The following is an 18422-nucleotide window of genomic DNA, read 5'->3' as shown; positions in this document are numbered from 1 at the left end:
CCGGACATATCCGGTACGGCGAGTCGGTCTATTCAGTGTGTTGTTTCAGCTAATCAGTCGACGAGCCAGCGCGGGTCGCCTGCCTCGTTGATGAATATCAGCGACGAGTGGTCCTTAAGGGTAAGGTCGCCGCCGTCGGGATTCACAAACAGGTCGGCCGCAGCTGCTCCGACGCTTGTGGCACGAATCTGAGAGCCTCCAAGACGGTAGTCGGTAGTAGCGTAGTTGTTGGAGAATGTAGTGCGTGTGCCCGATCCGAGCGAAAGCAGCTCGCCCATGTCGGATGCAATGACGGTATTGCGCACGGTTACTGTAGAGCGCTCGGTGTTGGTAATGTCGACAAGACGCTGGTTGATACAGAAATCGTAGAATGTGACACTCTCTATGATAAGATTAATCGGATGAGACGACTGTGAGTGGTTGACAAGATTGCCCCAGCCAAATCGAGTATCCTGTTTGTATCCGCCACGCGAGAATGTTGTGTTGCGTATGGTCAGATTGTCAATCTGGTCGTATGTGCCGATTTCGTCCTTGTTGCCTGAACCGAATGCGAATGTACCGTAAGTACCGCTCTGCCACCCGCACTGGTCAAACCAGCAGTTGTCAATCTCAATGTTCGATATATGCTTGGTGCTTGCACCCTGGTGACGCCAGAAGCCACGGCGAATCTGACGGAACACACAGTTGGTAAACGATGCGGTCTCCATTTCGAATGGATTGCCTGAGTTGAAGAAGTACTGATTGTCGGCCTGATTGCGAAGTTCGACATTCTCAAACGAGAATGAGGCGATATTGGCGTTGGCTGCGGTGCTCCAAGTGCCGTTCATCACGATTACCGGACGGTCGCCCGTAGAGGGACCATGCAATACGAATCCTTTCTTGATAGCAAAGGGAGTGATAGTATATGTAGTACCTGCGAGGAGGTCGTATACAGTGCCTTCGGGAGTCTCGGGATCGTCGTTGGCGGCAATCAGCATGGCCGAGAGGTCGTCGGTAGGCTCTACCTCAACGGTAGCCGGCGCGGGACCGGTGGTGCGGAGCGACACTGCATTGTAGGGCTTGTCGTATTTACGCGGCTTGGAGGTGTCGTAGACATTGACTGTATACAGTGTGGAGGGGATAAGCCCTGTAACGTGTATCTCGCCGGTCTGCTTCTCCTCTGATGTCACGTAACGGCTTACCGAAGGTATGTCGGACGAGATGGCCGGAACCACCGAGAAACTGTCGACCGGATTGGCTGCGTCGACACGCCAGCGGATTATAGCGTCGTTGTCGCCGATTTCAGTCTTTGACACGCCCATTAGTATCTGCTCGTAATCAGGACGTGCCTCGGTAGAGAAGTTGCAGCGGGCCCACTGTGAATTGTTGGCAGGATTGGCCGCATTGGAACGTACTCTCACATAGAATGTGGTCGCGTAAGGTATATCCTCGATGGTCACATATGGGTCGGTGGTCTCAAGTTCCATGAAAAGGCGCTGATAGTAGCTGTCCTCGAAGAGCTGCACGGTATAGCCTACAGCGTCGTTGACCTTGTACCATACAAGCGTCATATCGTTGTGATTCTTGACGGTGACTTCGGGGCTTGTTGCAAAGCGGGGCTGGAACAGGTCGCCACGCGAGGTAAACTTGTCATCGTCGTCGCAGGCAGTGAGGGCGAGCGCAACCGCCGCCATGGCTGCAAAACGGAATATATTGAATTTCATAAGTCTGAGCATGAAAGGTGAAAATTAACGATAACCGTACTGCTGCTGTATGCTACCCTTGTGGGTAGTGATGATACGGCTTGGATAAGGACAAAGATAACGCACGGGGATATCGGAGGTGACACTTCCGGCATTGGTATAGTTGATGTATCCACGTAAGCTCCACTTCACATCGTCGTGAAGCTCGTAGTCACCTGTCTCGGCATTGCGTGTCCACCAGTTCTTGGCATAGTCCTGCTGGTCGCGCCATCCCTCGGATGCGGGGTGATCGACATCCTCGCCATACTCCTTGAAGCCACGGAACTCAAGGGTTGTGCGTCCGGCATCGTTGGTGCTCTTGCGCATGTAGATTACATCGCGCACATCATCACGGGTACCGATACCGTTGGCACGCTTGCCCCAGTCAGCGAGTTTATTATAAAGGTATATCAGAGTTTCGGAATATTTGTTCCAGCGTGCGAGGTCATACTTGCGTATACCTTCACCGCCGAATTCCCAGGCGCGCTCGTCCATGATGGCCTTGAAGAATGCGTCGCGTCCGGCAAGACCCTCGACATATGTCTCTACCATCTCGCCATAGAGCGAGCTGTCGAAAGCGCGGCGGCGCACCTTCTTGAGCGCTTCCTTGGCGTCGGCTGTCGGACCGTTCAGTTCATTCTCGACCTCGGCAAACATCAGGAGCACGTCGGCGTAGCGCATACGCACGGCGTTAATACCGGTCGAGCCGGCGATACCCGACATCATATTGTCGAGATCCATCTTCATCTTATCCCACTTGCCGATATTCCAGCCCGACACACAGCTCTTGCCGAAGTCGGCTTCCTGGTTTAGGTCCTCGTCGTACTTGTAGGGGACACAGGTGACATCGAGACGGAGGTCGCGCTGGTCGAAAGTGAAGGGATAGAGGCCGCAGAAGTTGACACGGTTGGTAGCCTGTCCGAACTGATGTCCGGGACGGTCCTCGTTGTAGCCGATAGTCATGCCGACGTTGTAGCCGTAAGCACCGTTTCCATCCTTCATCATCGGCACCTCGAATATGATGTCACCGTCGCGGAGCACCTGCCAGCGGCATTCGCGGGCCCACATTTCGGCGAAGCTCTCGCGGTCGAGCGAATGACGGTTGTCGGAAATCACCTTGCCGAGGTAGGTCTTTGCCGTACGGTAGTATTCGAGATAATCATCGGCGCGGGTCATCACACCGGTAGAGCCACCGGGGCGCAGGGCATATCCGCCGCGATAGAGACAGAGCTGTCCGATAAGCGCCTGACAGTATTCGCGGGAGGCACGTTCAACACCCTCGGTAAGGTCGGCGGCAGGAAGCATAAGATCCTCTATGCCGATAAGGTCGTCGATGAGACTGGAAAGAATCACATTGCGGTCGGTGACACCCTCTCCGTAGAAGTCGATGCCAACCTTGGTCGACTCGGTGCGGTAAGGCACGTCGCCCCATGTGCGGATAAGGTCGAGATAGAGCATCGCGCGCAGACACTTCACCTCACCATACATCTGCTGCATCATAGTAGGTGTGCCGCTGACCTGGGCCGAGAATAGGGGCGACTGCTCCATGTTCTCCACAAAGTCGTTACAGTAGTTGACGGCCTCATATGCGGCATTCCAGGTCTTTTCGAGCGAACCCCATAGAGCACGCATGTCAAAGCAGTTTACTTCGTCGCCGTTGCCCGAGGTGGAGTTCTGGTTGCCGTTTGACCTCATCTCGACATCGGTGTTGGTATTGAATGTGTAGGGCCATGCCAGACCATAGAGGTCGTTGGCGGTCAGCTTGGTGTAGATAGTGTTGAGCATCGCCTTTGTCTCGTCCTCCGATGAGAATATGTCCTCGTTGGTAATCGACGAGTCGGGACTTACATCGAGGAAGTCCTCGCAGGCTGAGAGCGACACGGCTATCGCGCCGAAAGCTATATAGCGGAATATATTGAGTTTCATGACTGTGAATTAGATGAGATTAGAAAGCGAGCTGCACACCGAATGTGTAGGTACGCGAACGGGGATACATGTTGTAGTCGATGTTAGGCGAAGTGCCCTGACCGATATTTACCTCAGGATCATATCCGGAGTAGTTGGTGATTGTGAAGAGGTTGTAGCCGGTGGCATAGAAGCGGCACTTCGACATATGCAGATGGCGCAGCAACGACTTGGGAAGCGAGTATCCGAGTGTAAGAGTCTGAAGACGCATGAACGAACCGTCCTCGACACCATAGGTAGAGATGAACGACTTGGTCATGTTGGCCGGATTCCACATTGTGGCGTTGCGGTTGTAGTAGGCCATCAGCTCGGGGTTGCGGTACATATCGTTGCCCATCTCGTCGTAGCGGTGCCACATTCCGGAGAATTCAGCCGAGAGGTTGCGGTAGGCGCCTGTGCTCGACGGCATGAGGCTCATATTGATTTTGTTGAGGTTGATTACGTCGAACCCTGTCATGAAGTTGAAGAACGCGGCGAGGTCAAACCCTTTGAAGGTGGCATTGAGTCCGAAGCCGCCCGAGATTTTCGGCGATGTGTTGCCGATAAACTGACGGTCGTCGGCAGTAAGCACATTGGCGTTGGGGTCATTGGGATCGACTTTAGCGGTCTTCTTGAATTTGGGCGAACCGGGGGCAAGGTTTCCGGCAAGCAGCGAGCAGTCGATGACACCGGGCTTGAGTGTATAGGTGTTGGCCTCTGAGTCGAATGTGAAGTCGTCAACAGTATAGAAACCGTCGTTGACATAGCCGTAAATCTGGCCCATCTTCTTACCTACACGGTACCAGAACACGTCGTCGTTGACATCTACTTTCGGAGCAGTGGTGTAGAATGACTCCTCGCCTTCGGAGAGCTTGTCGATCTTACCCTTGTTGAAGCCGATGTTGAAGCTGGCGCTCAGCGAGTAATCGCGTCCTTCGAGAATGAATCCGTTGAGGTTGAGCTCAACACCACGGTTGGAGGTCTGGCCGATGTTGGTCATCATCTGTGTGAAACCAGTATCACCGGGTATCTGTGTGGCGAGCAGGAGATCCTTGGTGGTGTTCCAGTAGATGTCGACAGTACCGTCGAGACGTCCGTTGAACATACCGAAGTCAAGACCGACGTTGCGGGTGATGGTAGTCTCCCACTTCACGTTGGGGTTTACCGGATATTTGCTCTGGAATTCATAATATTTACCGGAAGGGAGTAGGCCTGAAGCCTTGGAGGCATCGCCTTCCTTATAGAGCTTGATGTAGAGGTCGGAGTCGATACGGTCGTTACCCGACATACCGAATGACAGACGGAGCTTGAGATTGGAGAGCCAGTGGTAGTTCTTGAGGAAACGCTCGTTGGAGAGACGCCATGCGAGGGCGGCTGCGGGGAAGAAGCCCCAGCGGTTGCCGCGGGCAAATTTGGAGGAACCGTCGGCGCGCAGAGTCACGGTGGCGAGATAACGGTCGTCGTAGGAGTAGTTGACACGACCGAACCACGAGAGAATCCTCACGTCGGAGGGGTGAGTCCAGGTGTGGCTCAGGAGCTGGCCGAGGTGGCGGTTGGCAAAAGCGATGTTGGCGTTGACTTCCTCGTCAGTGGCAAATCCGAACAGAGCACCGCGCAGGTAGCCTACATAATCCTTGTTGGTGTTCTCTTCCTGACTCTTCATCTCCTGACCGGCCATGAGCTGGAAGTCATTGGCACCAAGGTCGAAGTTCCAGTTGAGCACGTTGGTCATCTGCCATTTGTGGCGGCCCTTCAGCTGGTCGGTAAGGTTGGGTCCTACAGTCTTGGAATTGCTGTTGGAGTTGGCGGCGTTGAACTGACGGTCGCTTTCACGGAAATACTCGTAGTAGAACTCGTTGCGCAGTGTAAGGCCCTTCTTGAATGTCCATGTAAGGGCACCGCCGAGGTTGATGAGGCGCGACTTGCGGCGACGGTAGAAGCGACGGTTGGTCTCAAGGGGATCGTAATGGAAGTATTCCACAAAGGTATCCTCATCGACAATTTCAGAGTTGTCGGGTACGGAAGTATAGTCCTGAAGGCCGTTGGTGGGCTGCTCCTGAAGAGCTGTCAGCAGTGAGATACCCTCAGTGCCGCGGCCCGATAGGGTCTTGTCCATATAGCGTGTACGCCACTCGATACCGAGCCACTTGAAAGGCTTGAAGTTTAGGTTGAGGTTGGCGTTGTTCTGCACAAGGCCATTGTCGGGCATCACCGACGGCTGGTCCTGATGCATGTAGGAGAGTTTGTACTTGAACTTGTCGGTACCTCCGTTGATGCTGGCGTCGAGCGACCATGACACGGGATGAGTACCGAAGATGATATCCTGCCAGTCATAGCCTTCCTCGCCCTGGTAGATATACATTTCGTAGGGCTGTCCGAAATTGGCCGCATAGCCATTGCCTGCGCTTGCGCCTTTGGGGCGGATGCGCTCGTAGTTGGCCCATACGAAGTCGTAGGGCTTGAGCACGTCGATTTTGTTGGAGAGTTCGGAGGTCTTCACATAAGCGTTGACCGACACCTGTACCTTGCCCTTGTTGGCCTTCTTGGTGGTGACGAGCACAACGCCGTTGGCGCCTCGCGCACCATAGATAGCTGTCGACGCGGCATCCTTAAGCACCTGGATATCCTCGACATCGGTAGCGGGCACATCGTTGAGCGAGCCTTCAAAACCGTCAATAAGCACAAGTGGCTCGTTGCTCTGGGTAAGCGAGCCGCCACCACGCACACGTACGGTAATCTCGGCGTCGGGCGAACCGTCGGCTGTTGTAACCTGCACACCGGGCATACGTCCTACGATAGCCTCGCCGACGTTGGCCACAGGCATGCGCTCGATAGCCTTGGCGTCGACCGAAGCCATTGAGCCGGTAAGGTTGCCGCGCTTCTGTGTGCCGTAGCCGATGACCACAACCTCGTCCATAAGTGTCGAGTTTGTCTCAAGGAAGATATCTATGCCCGAGGTGCGTCCTTTCAGAGCCACCTCTTTGGGATTGTAGCCAACCGAGCGCACTTCAAGCACCGCTTTTTCGGGATTTACTCCCGAGAGTGTGAAGTTGCCGTCGAAGTCGGTGGCAGTAGCTATGGTTGTGCCTTTCACCTGCACGGTAGCACCGATTACAGGGCCGTCGGGGTCGTTGACAGTACCGGTGACGGTGGCAGTCTGAGCCCATGCTCCGGTCGTGCAGGCCAGGAGCATGAGAAGTGTAAGGATTATCTTGTTCTTCATAACTGTGTTTCCTATGGGGGTTAGAGGTTAAGGCTCGATATGATTTCGTCGAATGTCATTGCAACTTCGTCGGGCTCTGGAGTAAAGCCATAGGCCTTCATATCATAACCTTTGGCACGGGTATTGCCCGAAGCATTGACTGTAACGTTGGAGTTGGTCACCATCCATGTGCCCACACAGCTCTTCGGGCTACCTACAAGACAGTCGATGATAGTGACGGTCGCGGTAGTGTTGGCCGGCGATACATTACACATGGTAAAGTTACCGCCGCGTGTGTCAAGGAACTTACATCCGTCGAACTTCATTGACACAGGCCCGTCGGTCTTGTCGAGACCCTTCATGAAGAATATCGAGCTGCCGAAATTGCCGTGGAACAGACAGTCGGTGAACTCCCAGTTGTAGATTGGCTCGACGCGTGCCGCAGGAAGATTGAAGAGCGGAGTGTTGTCTGCGGCCACAAAGTTGGTGATGGTACATCTTTCCATACGGAACTTATGTACAATCTGGCTGCGGTCGGTTGCCGCTATCTGATACCATATGATACCCTGGTTCCAGCGGTTGGGGAAGCGGCAGTTGACCAGCGATACCTCCTGCAGTGTAAATGTATTGCGGTTGATATTGAACAGACGGGACGATAGTCCGGAGAATTCTATATTCTCGAAATGCACTCTGTCAAATGTGCCGCTGAAGGTAAACGAGTTGACTGTAACGACTGCCTCCGACTGTCCGTAGCCTGGAGTCTGGCCGAGAATCGAAATCGACTTTGTAAGGGTGTTGGTAGTAGTGCCTCCAATCTTATAAGATGCCGAAGCCTTCAAGAATATGCGTATTTCGTCGACTGAAGGATCGGCAGCCTGGGCTTTGATTACGTCGTCGATCGACTCGCCGGGAGCCACATATGTATAGCCTTCGGGCACCTTGACCTCGGTCGAGGGATAGAGAGTCGACTCTGTCCAGCGGTTGGGACCAAGGACGATGTTGTAATTGATGGTCACACGCTCGTCGGGGTTGTTGAGCATGAACTCGACCACTGTTGTGTCGTTGGGGAGCACCTTGATGGGATCGACACCCTCAAGAGTGCGGGTCTTCACTACCGCTCCGGCATTGTCGAGGTAGTCAAGGCGAATATTCAGAGGCTGATCGGAGCCGAGAATCATTGCGTCCTCGGTAAATCCTACTCCACCCGAGGAGGTGTCTTTCTCACGCACGAGTTCGTATGACTCTCCAAGCACAACCTCGGCACGCCCTACATGATAGGCTGTGACAGGAGTAGTGATGACAGTGCGTATGGCCGAATAGCTCTTATCCGACTTTACATCAGTAGAGCGCAGACGCAGCATACCGGTGCGGGTCTTGAGCTCAAGCGTCATCGGACTGCCCGCGCTGTATACTACCGGTGCGGAAACGGCAAATGTCTTTCGTGTCTCCGGGTCCTGCTCTATTACCTGGTCGTTGAGCGAAGTCGGCGGATCGAGATATGTCGACTGATTGGTGGCGAGCACGAGATATTCCCCGCTCTCAAGCGAGAATCGGTAGGACGACTGCATGTTGCGGTAGTAAGAGCCGTCGGTAAGGTATACGAATATAGGGCGGTTGTTGTTGGTAGGGTCGACTTTGTTGTCGGTGCCGTAGTAAGGGCTCCACGGCTCACCGTCAAGAGTCATCTGCAAGTCGCGCATCACCGCCGTGTCGTAGGCTTCCTCCTTGCTGCATGAGACAGTTACGGAAGCGGCGGCTATCGCCAGCATGGCTATGCCGCAGTTGATATATCGTTTCATATCGATGGTGTCGGTTGATTAGAGGTCTGAAATAGTAACGGTCAGGGGCGACATCGCAGAGCGTGCCCATTCATCAGCCATATAGTTGATGTCGGTCACCGGTACTTTCAATGTATATGCCGCTCCGGATGTGTAGGGAGAATTGACATCAAGGTCGCTCGAAGAGGTGTTGACCTGTACGCCGCCCTTCATATAGCTTAGGCTCAGCGCTCCGTTGACACCTGTGTTGCGGGTCTCGAATGTGTATATGGTCGCGCCATACTGTGATGCAGCGTCGACCGACACCGTCACCTCTGACAGTTGCGCCTGCATCTTGCTCACAAGATACGCGTCGGCCACATTCTTGAATGTAACGTCGATACGGTCGAAGTCGGTCTGCGAGGCAAGGAGTGCCTGTCCGTCGGGAGTATCGTTTTCAGCGGCAGCGAATGTGAGCCTCGATACCACACGTCGCATCTCGAGAGACACCTCTGACACCGATTTGTCAGTAGAGAAGCGTACCGGGCTTGTAAGCCACACGTCGCTTCCGCCCTTCGGGTCGAGATGTATCACGGCAGTCTCACAGGTTTCCTTGTCGGTGACACCGCTCGCGTTGGCCACAGCAAAAGTCTGGTAGGTTTCACCAAGAGGGAATTCGAAGTCGATACAGGGCTCGTTGACATCAAACTCCTTCTCCATGAATAGTGCTGACCCACGACGCTCTACCTTATAGACATAGACCGTAAACTTCTGAATCCCGGCCTGAATAAACTCAAACGCGGCGGCACGAGAAAGCGCCATTGTCACTGTGGCTCCCTGTCCGGGCACAGACACATCGCCCAAACCGAGATCCGAGGCTGCATCATCGACACCCTGCGAGCACGCCGTAAGAGTGACGGCACACCCGAGCATGAGCTTTGAGAGTGATTTGATCATGATATTATTGGTTTATTTGGTTTAGATTACTTTTTATGGATATTTGCACACTTCCGCCACGGCATCTGCCGTGACAGAGGCGACATAGGCCAATGTCATAGAATCGGGCAAAGGCTTAAATCACCTGTGCAAAATTCCGAAATAAAAAAGTAAGTCGGGGTGAATTTTTGACGTATTGGGCGTAAATTTAATATATTCCACCGACAGAAGACACCTCGGGACAGGGTTTTAACTTTTTAACATAATGCATATCAAAATTGCCTCCAGGTATTATAATTAGTGTGAATAACGCCATGCCAACCATATACATCTGGTAGAATTATTGGCACCACCGTCACTCTGCTTCTTTATAAAGTGTTTATTTTTATTTAGTGATATTTGCAAATCATCAGCCGATTTTGTTACTTTGCAATTACTATTTTACGAATTGCAGGGCTAATTTATTATTCACATCTTTACGCAGCCATGAACACAGCAGTGACAGAAAAAGACACATACATATGCCGGGCGCAACGCCCTATTGCCACAGCAATAATGCTCATAGCCGCAGCGATACTATATATTAATGTATCGGCGCAACCTTATTGCAGAGTGCGCACATATCGCACGTCCGACGGGCTGCCGTCGCACAACGTATCGCGAATCGCACAGGACTCCACCGACCTGATATGGGTGTCGACATGGGGCGGACTGTCTAATTTCGACGGCAAGAATTTCATAAGCTATCGCTCGGGTGAACGCAACGGCACTCTCCCCACCAACCGCATCACCGCCATATGGCCCGACACCCACGGGCGCCTGTGGATGCATCTGTATGGCGAGCTCCCCTACTACCTCGACATCGCATCCGGAAAATTCGTAGCAGTGAGCGACGATATCGCCATGAAGACCGGCGGCGAATACCATTGCAGGGCCATATCAGTAGCGCCCGAGGGGATATGGATGATAGGCTCGAGAGGCAAGCCGACAATCAGGCTTAACGCCAAAGCGCCATCCGACACGGCCTTGATGGAGATATGGGACACAACCCATATGGCCTCTATCGGCGCACACCACATAACAACGGTGAAAAGCACTCCATCGGGACATGAATGGATATTCACCGACACGGGCATCAGCCTGTATGGCAGCGACGTGCATGCCGACGGTGTATTCATGGAGCCGGTAGAACTTGATGGGAAAGACTATTTCCTGACAACCGACGGACGCGCATACGTGTATAACTCCGGAAAGCTGACGGCAATCTCCGCCGTGCCGGGACGTCCGTCCGTAAGCGCCGGACGCCGGCTTGATGACAAACGCATAATGGCGGCAACATCGTCGGGAATAGCCATATATGACATTACAACCAACCGCTGGAGCATGATAACATCGCCCGGAGGAGAGGAAATAACCGACCTGTATGTCGACACAAAGTCGCGCATATGGGCCTTTGCAGAGGGTGGCAACATACTGCTTGCCACGCCAGAAAGCAACACCGCAAGATACATCGACACGGAAGAGAGCATGACACCGATAACAGTGTCGCGCCGCCCCCTCTGGCTTGAAGACCCGACCGGCACGGTATGGCTCGCCCCACGCAACCGGCCATTCGGATATTACAGCGAATTCAGCGGTAAAGTAAAACCTCTGCCTCTGGTATCACCGCAGCTCAACTACTCGGCCATACCGTCAATCGAACGATACTTCATTGACAACCAGTCGAACCTGTGGCTCAGCGGCGCACACGACCTTACCTGTGTAACTTTCGGCCGACGTAGCATCAACACAATACCGCTTGAACGCAACGAAGAGGTAAGAGCGCTTACTGTAAATGACGACGGGACATTACTCGCCGGCACCGCCACCGGCATTATCGGATGGCTCGACCCTGACGGCAAGCTGAAAGGGTATCTTACACAAACCTCCGGCTCTGACGGTAGCACCAAAGCACAGATATCACAATCGCCCCAGCCTTTTGCCTACCGCATATATTCAGTGCTGACCGACTCTAAAGGTACTACCTGGATAGGCACCAAAGGCAACGGGCTGTATACCATAGACCCTAAAGGAAAAATCACCAACTACCACCGCACCTCCGACCCCTATTCAATAGGATGCGACAGCATATACCAGGTGATGGAGGACAGTCGCGGAAGAATATGGCTGGCCACCTACGGAGCAGGCGTGCATATGGTAAGACGCGACTCAACAGGTGGATACCGGTTTATACATCGAGGCAATGACATGAACGGATATCCTGCCGACGGATTCAACCGCGTAAGGCGCGTGGAGGAAGGCCCGGGCGGAGTTATGTTCCTATCCACAACCGAAGGCTTTCTTACCGTCGACGGACATAGCGACGACGCCCCGTCTATGCGGTTTTTCCGTACCACCCATTCGGAGACCGACCCGTCATCGCTGCTTACCCCCAACGTAATGCAGATTCTTTCAAGCAAGAAAGGCCGCATATATGTAGCCACGATGGAGGGCGTACAGGTTGTGGCGGAAAAGACTCTGCTGAAAGACAATCTGAAGCTAAAGCCGATAGCCATGCCGGCCACATCGTCGTGTATCAACAATGTGCTTGCACTCGGCGAGACTCCTGACGGACGTATATATATTGTAAGAGAGTCAGATATTGTGGCATACAATCCGTCGACCGGAGCTGACCGCACCCTCAGCCATACCGACAACGCAGAGTTTACAGAAGCACTCCCGGTATATGACGGACAAAATCTGTGGACAGGAGCACTGAACGGTCCGGCATTCTTCACCCCCGACAAGAAGATTCCGGGAGTAGAAATCCCGAAGATAATCGTCACACGTGTGCTTCACGGCACCGGGACCGACGCCGGAACCGAACTGAACCCCTCGGAAATAACCGTGGCTGGCAACGAACGGCACCTTACCGTAGAGTTTGCCGCACTCGACTATGCCGACACAGGGAGCCTGCGCTATGCCTACAGGCTCGACGGCGACACATTATGGCACAATCTCGGCAGCGAGGGCAAGCTGAAATTCAACCGACTGTCGCCGGGAAACCATACTCTGTATCTGCGTAGCACAAACAGTTCGGGACATTGGGTAAACAACACGCGCCAGATAAGTCTGAAAGTCGAGCCCTCGTTCTGGAAATCATGGCGCGGAACGGGAGTGATACTGCTGATAATCCTTGCCGTGACCGGAGCGGCCGTAATCATATACCTGCAGAGACGCGACAATGTGCGCATGTCGGAAATCAATGAGCAGCAGCGACGCACTCTTGAGGAGATAACCCGTGTGATGCACGAACAGGCTGTGAGAGCACAGGCCGCACGCGAGGCCGAAGAAGCCCGCGCCGGAAATACGCAGGAACCACCTGCTCCGGCGCCACAGGCGTCCGACTACAGACTTGAATCTCCCACCATCATCGACGAAGACCAGGAAATGATGCAACGTCTGCTCAAATTCCTCGACACACGTATCGGTGACGAGAATCTGAAGATAGAGGAACTGGCCGAGTCTGTCAACATGGGCCGCACCGTATTCTACGGTAAGATAAAGACCCTTGTTGGCATGTCGCCGAGCGATTTCCTGCGCCGACTGCGGCTTCAGCGCGCCCAGGAACTTATAGCCAACAGCCGCATGAGTTTCTCTCAGATAGCTTTTGCCGTAGGATTCTCCGACCCGAAGTATTTTACGAAATGCTTCAAAAAAGAGACCGGGATGACTCCGTCGGAGTTCCGCAGCAAGAACCAGTTGTCCGACAACGACGCATAGTACCATATTGCATAACACAGGGCCGTCAGAGAGTATCAATGTTCTCTGACGGCCCTGTGTTATGCAATATGGAGGGTTACAGTCCGAACGCCTCGCGCATGTCGTCGACACGGTCGAGCTTCTCCCAGGTAAAGAGTTCAACCTCGCGGGTCAGTGAAGGGTTGCACTTGCTATGCCAAGTGACGGTCTCAGGTCGACGACCCACATGGCCATAGGCTGCTGTCATCTGATATATCGGATTGCGTAGCTTAAGACGCTGCTCGATAGCATGCGGGCGCATATCGAAAAGCGAGCTTACTTTTGCTGAAATCTCGGCATCGCTCATTGCCACATTGGCAGTGCCGCGTGTATTAACATACAGGCTTACGGGCTGCGCCACACCGATAGCGTATGCCACCTGCACAAGAGCCTCGCGCGCCACACCGGCTGCCACAAGATTCTTGGCGATATGGCGTGCGGCATATGCGGCCGAACGGTCGACCTTGGATGGATCTTTTCCGGAGAACGCGCCGCCGCCGTGGGCGCCACGGCCGCCGTAGGTGTCAACAACAATCTTACGTCCGGTAAGTCCGGTATCGCCGTGCGGGCCTCCAATCACAAACTTGCCGGTAGGATTGACATGAAGTATCAGTGTATCATCAAACAGCGCACGGATGCCATCGGGGAGCACGGCTTTCACACGCGGCAGAAGTATATCGCGCACATCTGTGCGTATCTTGTCGAGCATCAGTCGGTCGGCCTCGGTCTGCGAGGCTGTGTCGTCGGCGGGGATAAACTCGTCGTGCTGTGTGGAAACCACAATCGTATGTATGCGTACAGGCTGATTACGGGTGTCGTACTCTACAGTAACCTGGCTCTTGGCATCAGGGCGCAGATAGGTCATCTCGCGGCCCTCCCGGCGTATTTTAGCAAGCTCCACAAGGAGAATATGGCTGAGATACAGCGGCAGAGGCATATAGTCGGGAGTCTCGTCGATAGCGAATCCAAACATCATGCCCTGGTCGCCTGCACCCTGGTCTTCCTTTATCTCGCGGTCGACTCCGCGGTTGATGTCGGCGCTCTGTTCGTGGAGAGCCGACAGGATGCCGCATGCATTGCCGTCAAAGCGGAGGTCGCTGCGGTCATAGCCTATGTCGGTAATCACCTTGCGGGCCACAGCCTGCAGGTCGATGTATGCTTCGGAATTGACTTCCCCGGCGATAACTACCTGACCGGTGGTGACAAGAGTCTCGCATGCCACCTTAGACTCCGGGTCCTGGGCAAGGAACTCGTCGAGTACGGCGTCGCTTATCTGGTCGGCAACCTTGTCGGGATGACCCTCGGACACCGATTCCGACGTGAAGAGATAATGATTAATATCCATATATTCAAAAAATCTGTTGTTTTGCAAAATATGCCGGAAGGGCAAAAAAAATCTCCGTCACCGGCGTAAGACTCAAACCGGAGCGGAGTAAAATATGCATTAATAACCTCTGTCGTAAATTCGTGCAACTTCCCTGCATGAGGACAAGCGGTTTTAGCATTTTTTTCGGTGGTTGCAAGCAGCCAAATTTGTCCACCCGGATTGATATCGTGGCGCAAAGTTACATCTTTTATCCGATACTCCAACCATCGACCGTGTTAAATTTTTCGGATCATGACCTCCAGACCGCAAAATGCATGGTCACAACGGAACACGGGATATTGATGACGAATATGCCACATAGCCATCGGCCATGATAGCATACCCACCATGTCATTCCGGAATATCAATCAATTGGAAAAGCTGATTTTATCCTTTGTCCATGAACCATCGGCAGTGCCGGAGAATCGGCCATATCCAATAATGCCCTGTTGCAACATGAAGAGTATGTTTAAAGCGATTTAAGCAACTACGGTCGCCCACTCCCGCCAGCGTGTGAACTGTAAAAGATATTTTAAGAGCAGTAAAATGTGTATTATGAGAAAAAAACGCTATATTTGCACGCTGAAAAATAGTGTTAAATTTCAATCCCTGAAAAAGATGGAAATCTGATGACATTTTTTTCGAATAGAGTCTGCACTATCCGGCTGCTTCACACATCATGCCGGTGCACAGATAAAAAACGTATTCTATTAACTACTTTAATCATATCATCTTAACCAACACATGCAAAGCAAAGGTACGACCGGAAGCGCCATTTCCGGTGTAATAGCAATCTTCCTCGTGCTCGTGTGTCTGTTCTATCTCTCATTTACGTGGGTCACAAACCGCTATGAGAAGAAAGGCCAGGAGTACGCACTGGCAATCGCTAACGGCGATTCCAATTCCGAGGCTTACACAAAGGCTTACAAGAACTACATCGACTCAATCGGAAAAGAGAAGGTGTACCCGGTATTCGGCTATACATTCAATCAGGTACAGAAGATGGGCGTAGGCCTCGGCCTCGACCTGAAAGGAGGTATGAACGTAATCCTCCAGGTAAGCGTGCCCGACATTCTGCGCTCTATCGCCAATGCCGAAGACAACAAGACATTCAACCGTGTACTCGCTGCAACCGACTCGGTAGTGAAGCGCACCAAGACCAGCGACTATGTATCTGCATTCTTCAAACAGTACAAGGAGATGGAGCCGGGCGCCGACATGGCCGTAGTGTTCAAAAACGTGGCCAAGCGCGGCGAGAGCGCCGACCAGGTCGAAGCAACAGTAAAGCAGGAGGTAAAGGACCGCGTGAACTCTTCCACCAACGTGCTCCGCAACCGTATCGACCAGTTTGGCGTGGTTGCCCCCAACATCCAGGAGCTTGAAAAGGACGGACAGATTCTTCTTGAACTTCCGGGCGTTAAAGAGCACGATCGTGTACGCGACCTGCTCAAGGCATCGGCCAATCTCGAGTTTTACGAAGTATACAACCTTGAGGACATACAGAGCCAGCTCATGGCCCTCGAGAATGCCCTCCGCAGCGACAGCGCCGGTGTAGCCAAAACTTTCTTCGGCTACTTCGACGGCCAGGGCTATGCAGGAACTCCCTATATCGGTATGGCCACACAGGCCCACCGCGAGGTAATTGACTCCATTCTCGGCACAGCAACCGCTGCACGCATCCTCCCCTCCAACCTGAAACTCCGCTGGGAGGTGAAGCCCCAGGAAGTGACCTACACTGACACCGTGACCAACACCACCCGCAAGGCCGACATATACCAGCTCATCGCTCTCAAGAGCAATAACGGCAAGCCCGCTCTCGGCGGCGACGTGGTGACAAACGCCACAAGCGACTTCGACAACCTTCAGGGCAACTACGTGAGCATGGAGATGAACAGCGAGGGCGCAAAACAGTGGGCCCGCGTGACTCAGAACAACCTCGGCAAGCCCGTGGCTATCGTACTCGACGACGCCGTATACTCAGCTCCGCGCATCAACAGCGTAATCGAGGGTGGCCGCTCGCAGATTACCGGCAACTTCTCTGTCGACGATGCCAAGGACCTCGCCAACGTGCTCAAGTCGGGTAAGATGGCAGCCAAGGTCGACATCGTAAGCGACACTGTAATCGGTCCGTCGCTCGGCAAGCAGGCAATCCACGACGGCTTCCTGTCGTTTGCTATCGCCCTCGTGCTTCTCATGGTGTTCATGATGGCATTCTACGGATTTATTCCCGGACTCATCGCCAACATCGGCCTTGTCTGCAACCTCTTCTTCACATTCGGCATCCTCGCCTCGTTCCAGGCAGTGCTTACACTCTCCGGCATCGCCGGTATCGTGCTCGCCCTTGGTATGGCCGTTGACGCCAACGTGCTTATATTCGAGCGTGCCAAGGAAGAGCTCCGCGCCGGCAAGAACATCCATCAGGCTATCGCCGACGGTTATGCCAACGCATTCTCCGCCATCTTCGACTCTAACCTTACCTCAATTATCACCGCAGTAATCCTGCTCCTCTACGGCACAGGTCCTATCAAGGGATTCGCCACCACACTTATCATCGGTATCGTCTGCTCGTTCTTCACAGCAGTGTTCCTTACCCGACTGGTATTCGTGGCATTCGGCAAGACCAAGCCTTTCCTTAACCTTACCTTCACCACTCCCCTCTCGCGCGGCAAACTTGAGAATGTAAACTTCAACTTCCTCGGCGGTCGCAAGGTATCGTTCATGGTAGCTCTGGCATTCATCGTAATCGTTGTAATCTCGCTCTTCGCCCGCGGCCTCAACCAGGGCATCGACTTCTCCGGCGGTCGCAACTATATCGTACAGTTTGACCATGAGGTTAAGACCGGCGATCTCCAGCAGAAACTCGCCCCGATGTTCCCCGATGCATCGCTGTCGGTAATCACCATCGACAATGACACCAAGGTGCGCATCTCGACCAACTACAAAATCAACGAAGAAACCGACGGTGTAGACAAAGAGATTACCGACATCCTCTACAAAGGCCTGCAGAGCGAACTCGGCGGCATGTCTCTTGAAGACTTCTCTACAACCAACGAGAATATCGGCATACAGCAGTCGCAGAAAGTAGGTCCGACCATTGCGGCCGATATGAAGAAGAACGCCTACATCGCTGTAGTGCTATCGCTCATCGCGATGTTCCTCTACATCCTGCTCCGTTTCCACAACGTGGCCTTCTCGGTAGGCGCTCTTGCAGCCGTTGCGTTCACAGCCTTCACCGTAATCGGATTCTACACCCTATTCTGGGGCGTACTTCCCTTCTCGATGGAGATTGACCAGTCGTTTATCGCCGCTATACTTACCGTTATAGGATATCAGATCAACGATACCGTGGTAGTATTTGACCGTGTGCGCGAAAACGTTGGTCTCTATCCCAAACAGGACTTCTTCACCACTATCAACAAGTCGCTCAACTCGACTCTCGGACGTACAATCATGACATCGGCATCAACCGTGCTCGTGCTCCTCTGTATCTTCATCCTCGGTGGCGAAGCTATCCGCAGCTTTACATTCGCAATGCTCTTTGGTGTAATCACCGGTACGCTGTCGACCATCTATATCGCAGCGCCTGTGGCTTATCTTACCGACAAACGTCTTGAAAAGAAATAATCCGTAATACAGCCATAATTAAATAGAATCGCCCCGACCGTTGTTTTCGGTCGGGGCGATTTGTATATACAGATACGTGAATCAGTCTGTCG

8 protein-coding genes are annotated in these 18422 nt (G+C 53.2%); 2 read left to right on the top strand and 6 right to left on the bottom strand.

The window, feature by feature from the left end; genetic code table 11:
- Window positions 1-53: 53 nt before the first annotated feature.
- Genes ADH68_RS06595 through ADH68_RS06575 form a run of 5 tightly spaced genes read right to left on the bottom strand, consistent with a single transcriptional unit; the run spans window position 54 to window position 9581 of the window.
- The gene (locus ADH68_RS06595) at window positions 54-1703 is read right to left on the bottom strand and encodes a DUF5123 domain-containing protein (protein WP_161953074.1); all 1650 of its coding nucleotides are present in this window, start codon (window positions 1701-1703) and stop codon (window positions 54-56) included.
- A 24-nt stretch (window positions 1704-1727) separates the two neighbouring features.
- Complete coding sequence (locus ADH68_RS06590) at window positions 1728-3647, bottom strand: RagB/SusD family nutrient uptake outer membrane protein (RefSeq protein WP_068961495.1); 1920 nt, start codon at window positions 3645-3647, stop codon at window positions 1728-1730.
- Between the two features lie 19 nt (window positions 3648-3666).
- Window positions 3667-6888, bottom strand: a complete 3222-nt coding sequence (locus ADH68_RS06585) for a SusC/RagA family TonB-linked outer membrane protein (RefSeq protein ID WP_068961496.1) — start codon at window positions 6886-6888, stop codon at window positions 3667-3669.
- 20 nt (window positions 6889-6908) lie between these two features.
- Complete coding sequence (locus ADH68_RS06580) at window positions 6909-8666, bottom strand: hypothetical protein (RefSeq protein WP_068961497.1); 1758 nt, start codon at window positions 8664-8666, stop codon at window positions 6909-6911.
- An 18-nt stretch (window positions 8667-8684) separates the two neighbouring features.
- Complete coding sequence (locus tag ADH68_RS06575; RefSeq protein WP_068961498.1) at window positions 8685-9581, bottom strand: hypothetical protein; 897 nt, start codon at window positions 9579-9581, stop codon at window positions 8685-8687.
- A 465-nt stretch (window positions 9582-10046) separates the two neighbouring features.
- On the opposite strand from ADH68_RS06575, the gene ADH68_RS06570 reads away from it, so the two are divergent.
- Entirely contained in the window at window positions 10047-13322 is a 3276-nt protein-coding gene (locus ADH68_RS06570; protein WP_068961499.1) for a helix-turn-helix domain-containing protein, read from the top strand.
- A gap of 76 nt (window positions 13323-13398) precedes the next feature.
- Here the strand turns inward: ADH68_RS06570 and metK are convergent, their stop codons facing one another.
- The gene (metK, locus tag ADH68_RS06565) at window positions 13399-14685 is read right to left on the bottom strand and encodes a methionine adenosyltransferase (protein ID WP_068961500.1); all 1287 of its coding nucleotides are present in this window, start codon (window positions 14683-14685) and stop codon (window positions 13399-13401) included.
- 765 nt (window positions 14686-15450) lie between these two features.
- Between metK and secD the strand changes: the two genes are divergently transcribed.
- Window positions 15451-18330, top strand: coding sequence for a protein translocase subunit SecD (gene secD, locus ADH68_RS06560; protein WP_068961501.1), 2880 nt, complete (start codon window positions 15451-15453; stop codon window positions 18328-18330).
- Window positions 18331-18422 lie beyond the last annotated feature (92 nt).

The organism is Muribaculum intestinale (genome assembly GCF_002201515.1).
GTDB lineage: Bacteria > Bacteroidota > Bacteroidia > Bacteroidales > Muribaculaceae > Muribaculum > Muribaculum intestinale.
This window is presented reverse-complemented; position numbering and strand designations above follow the sequence as displayed.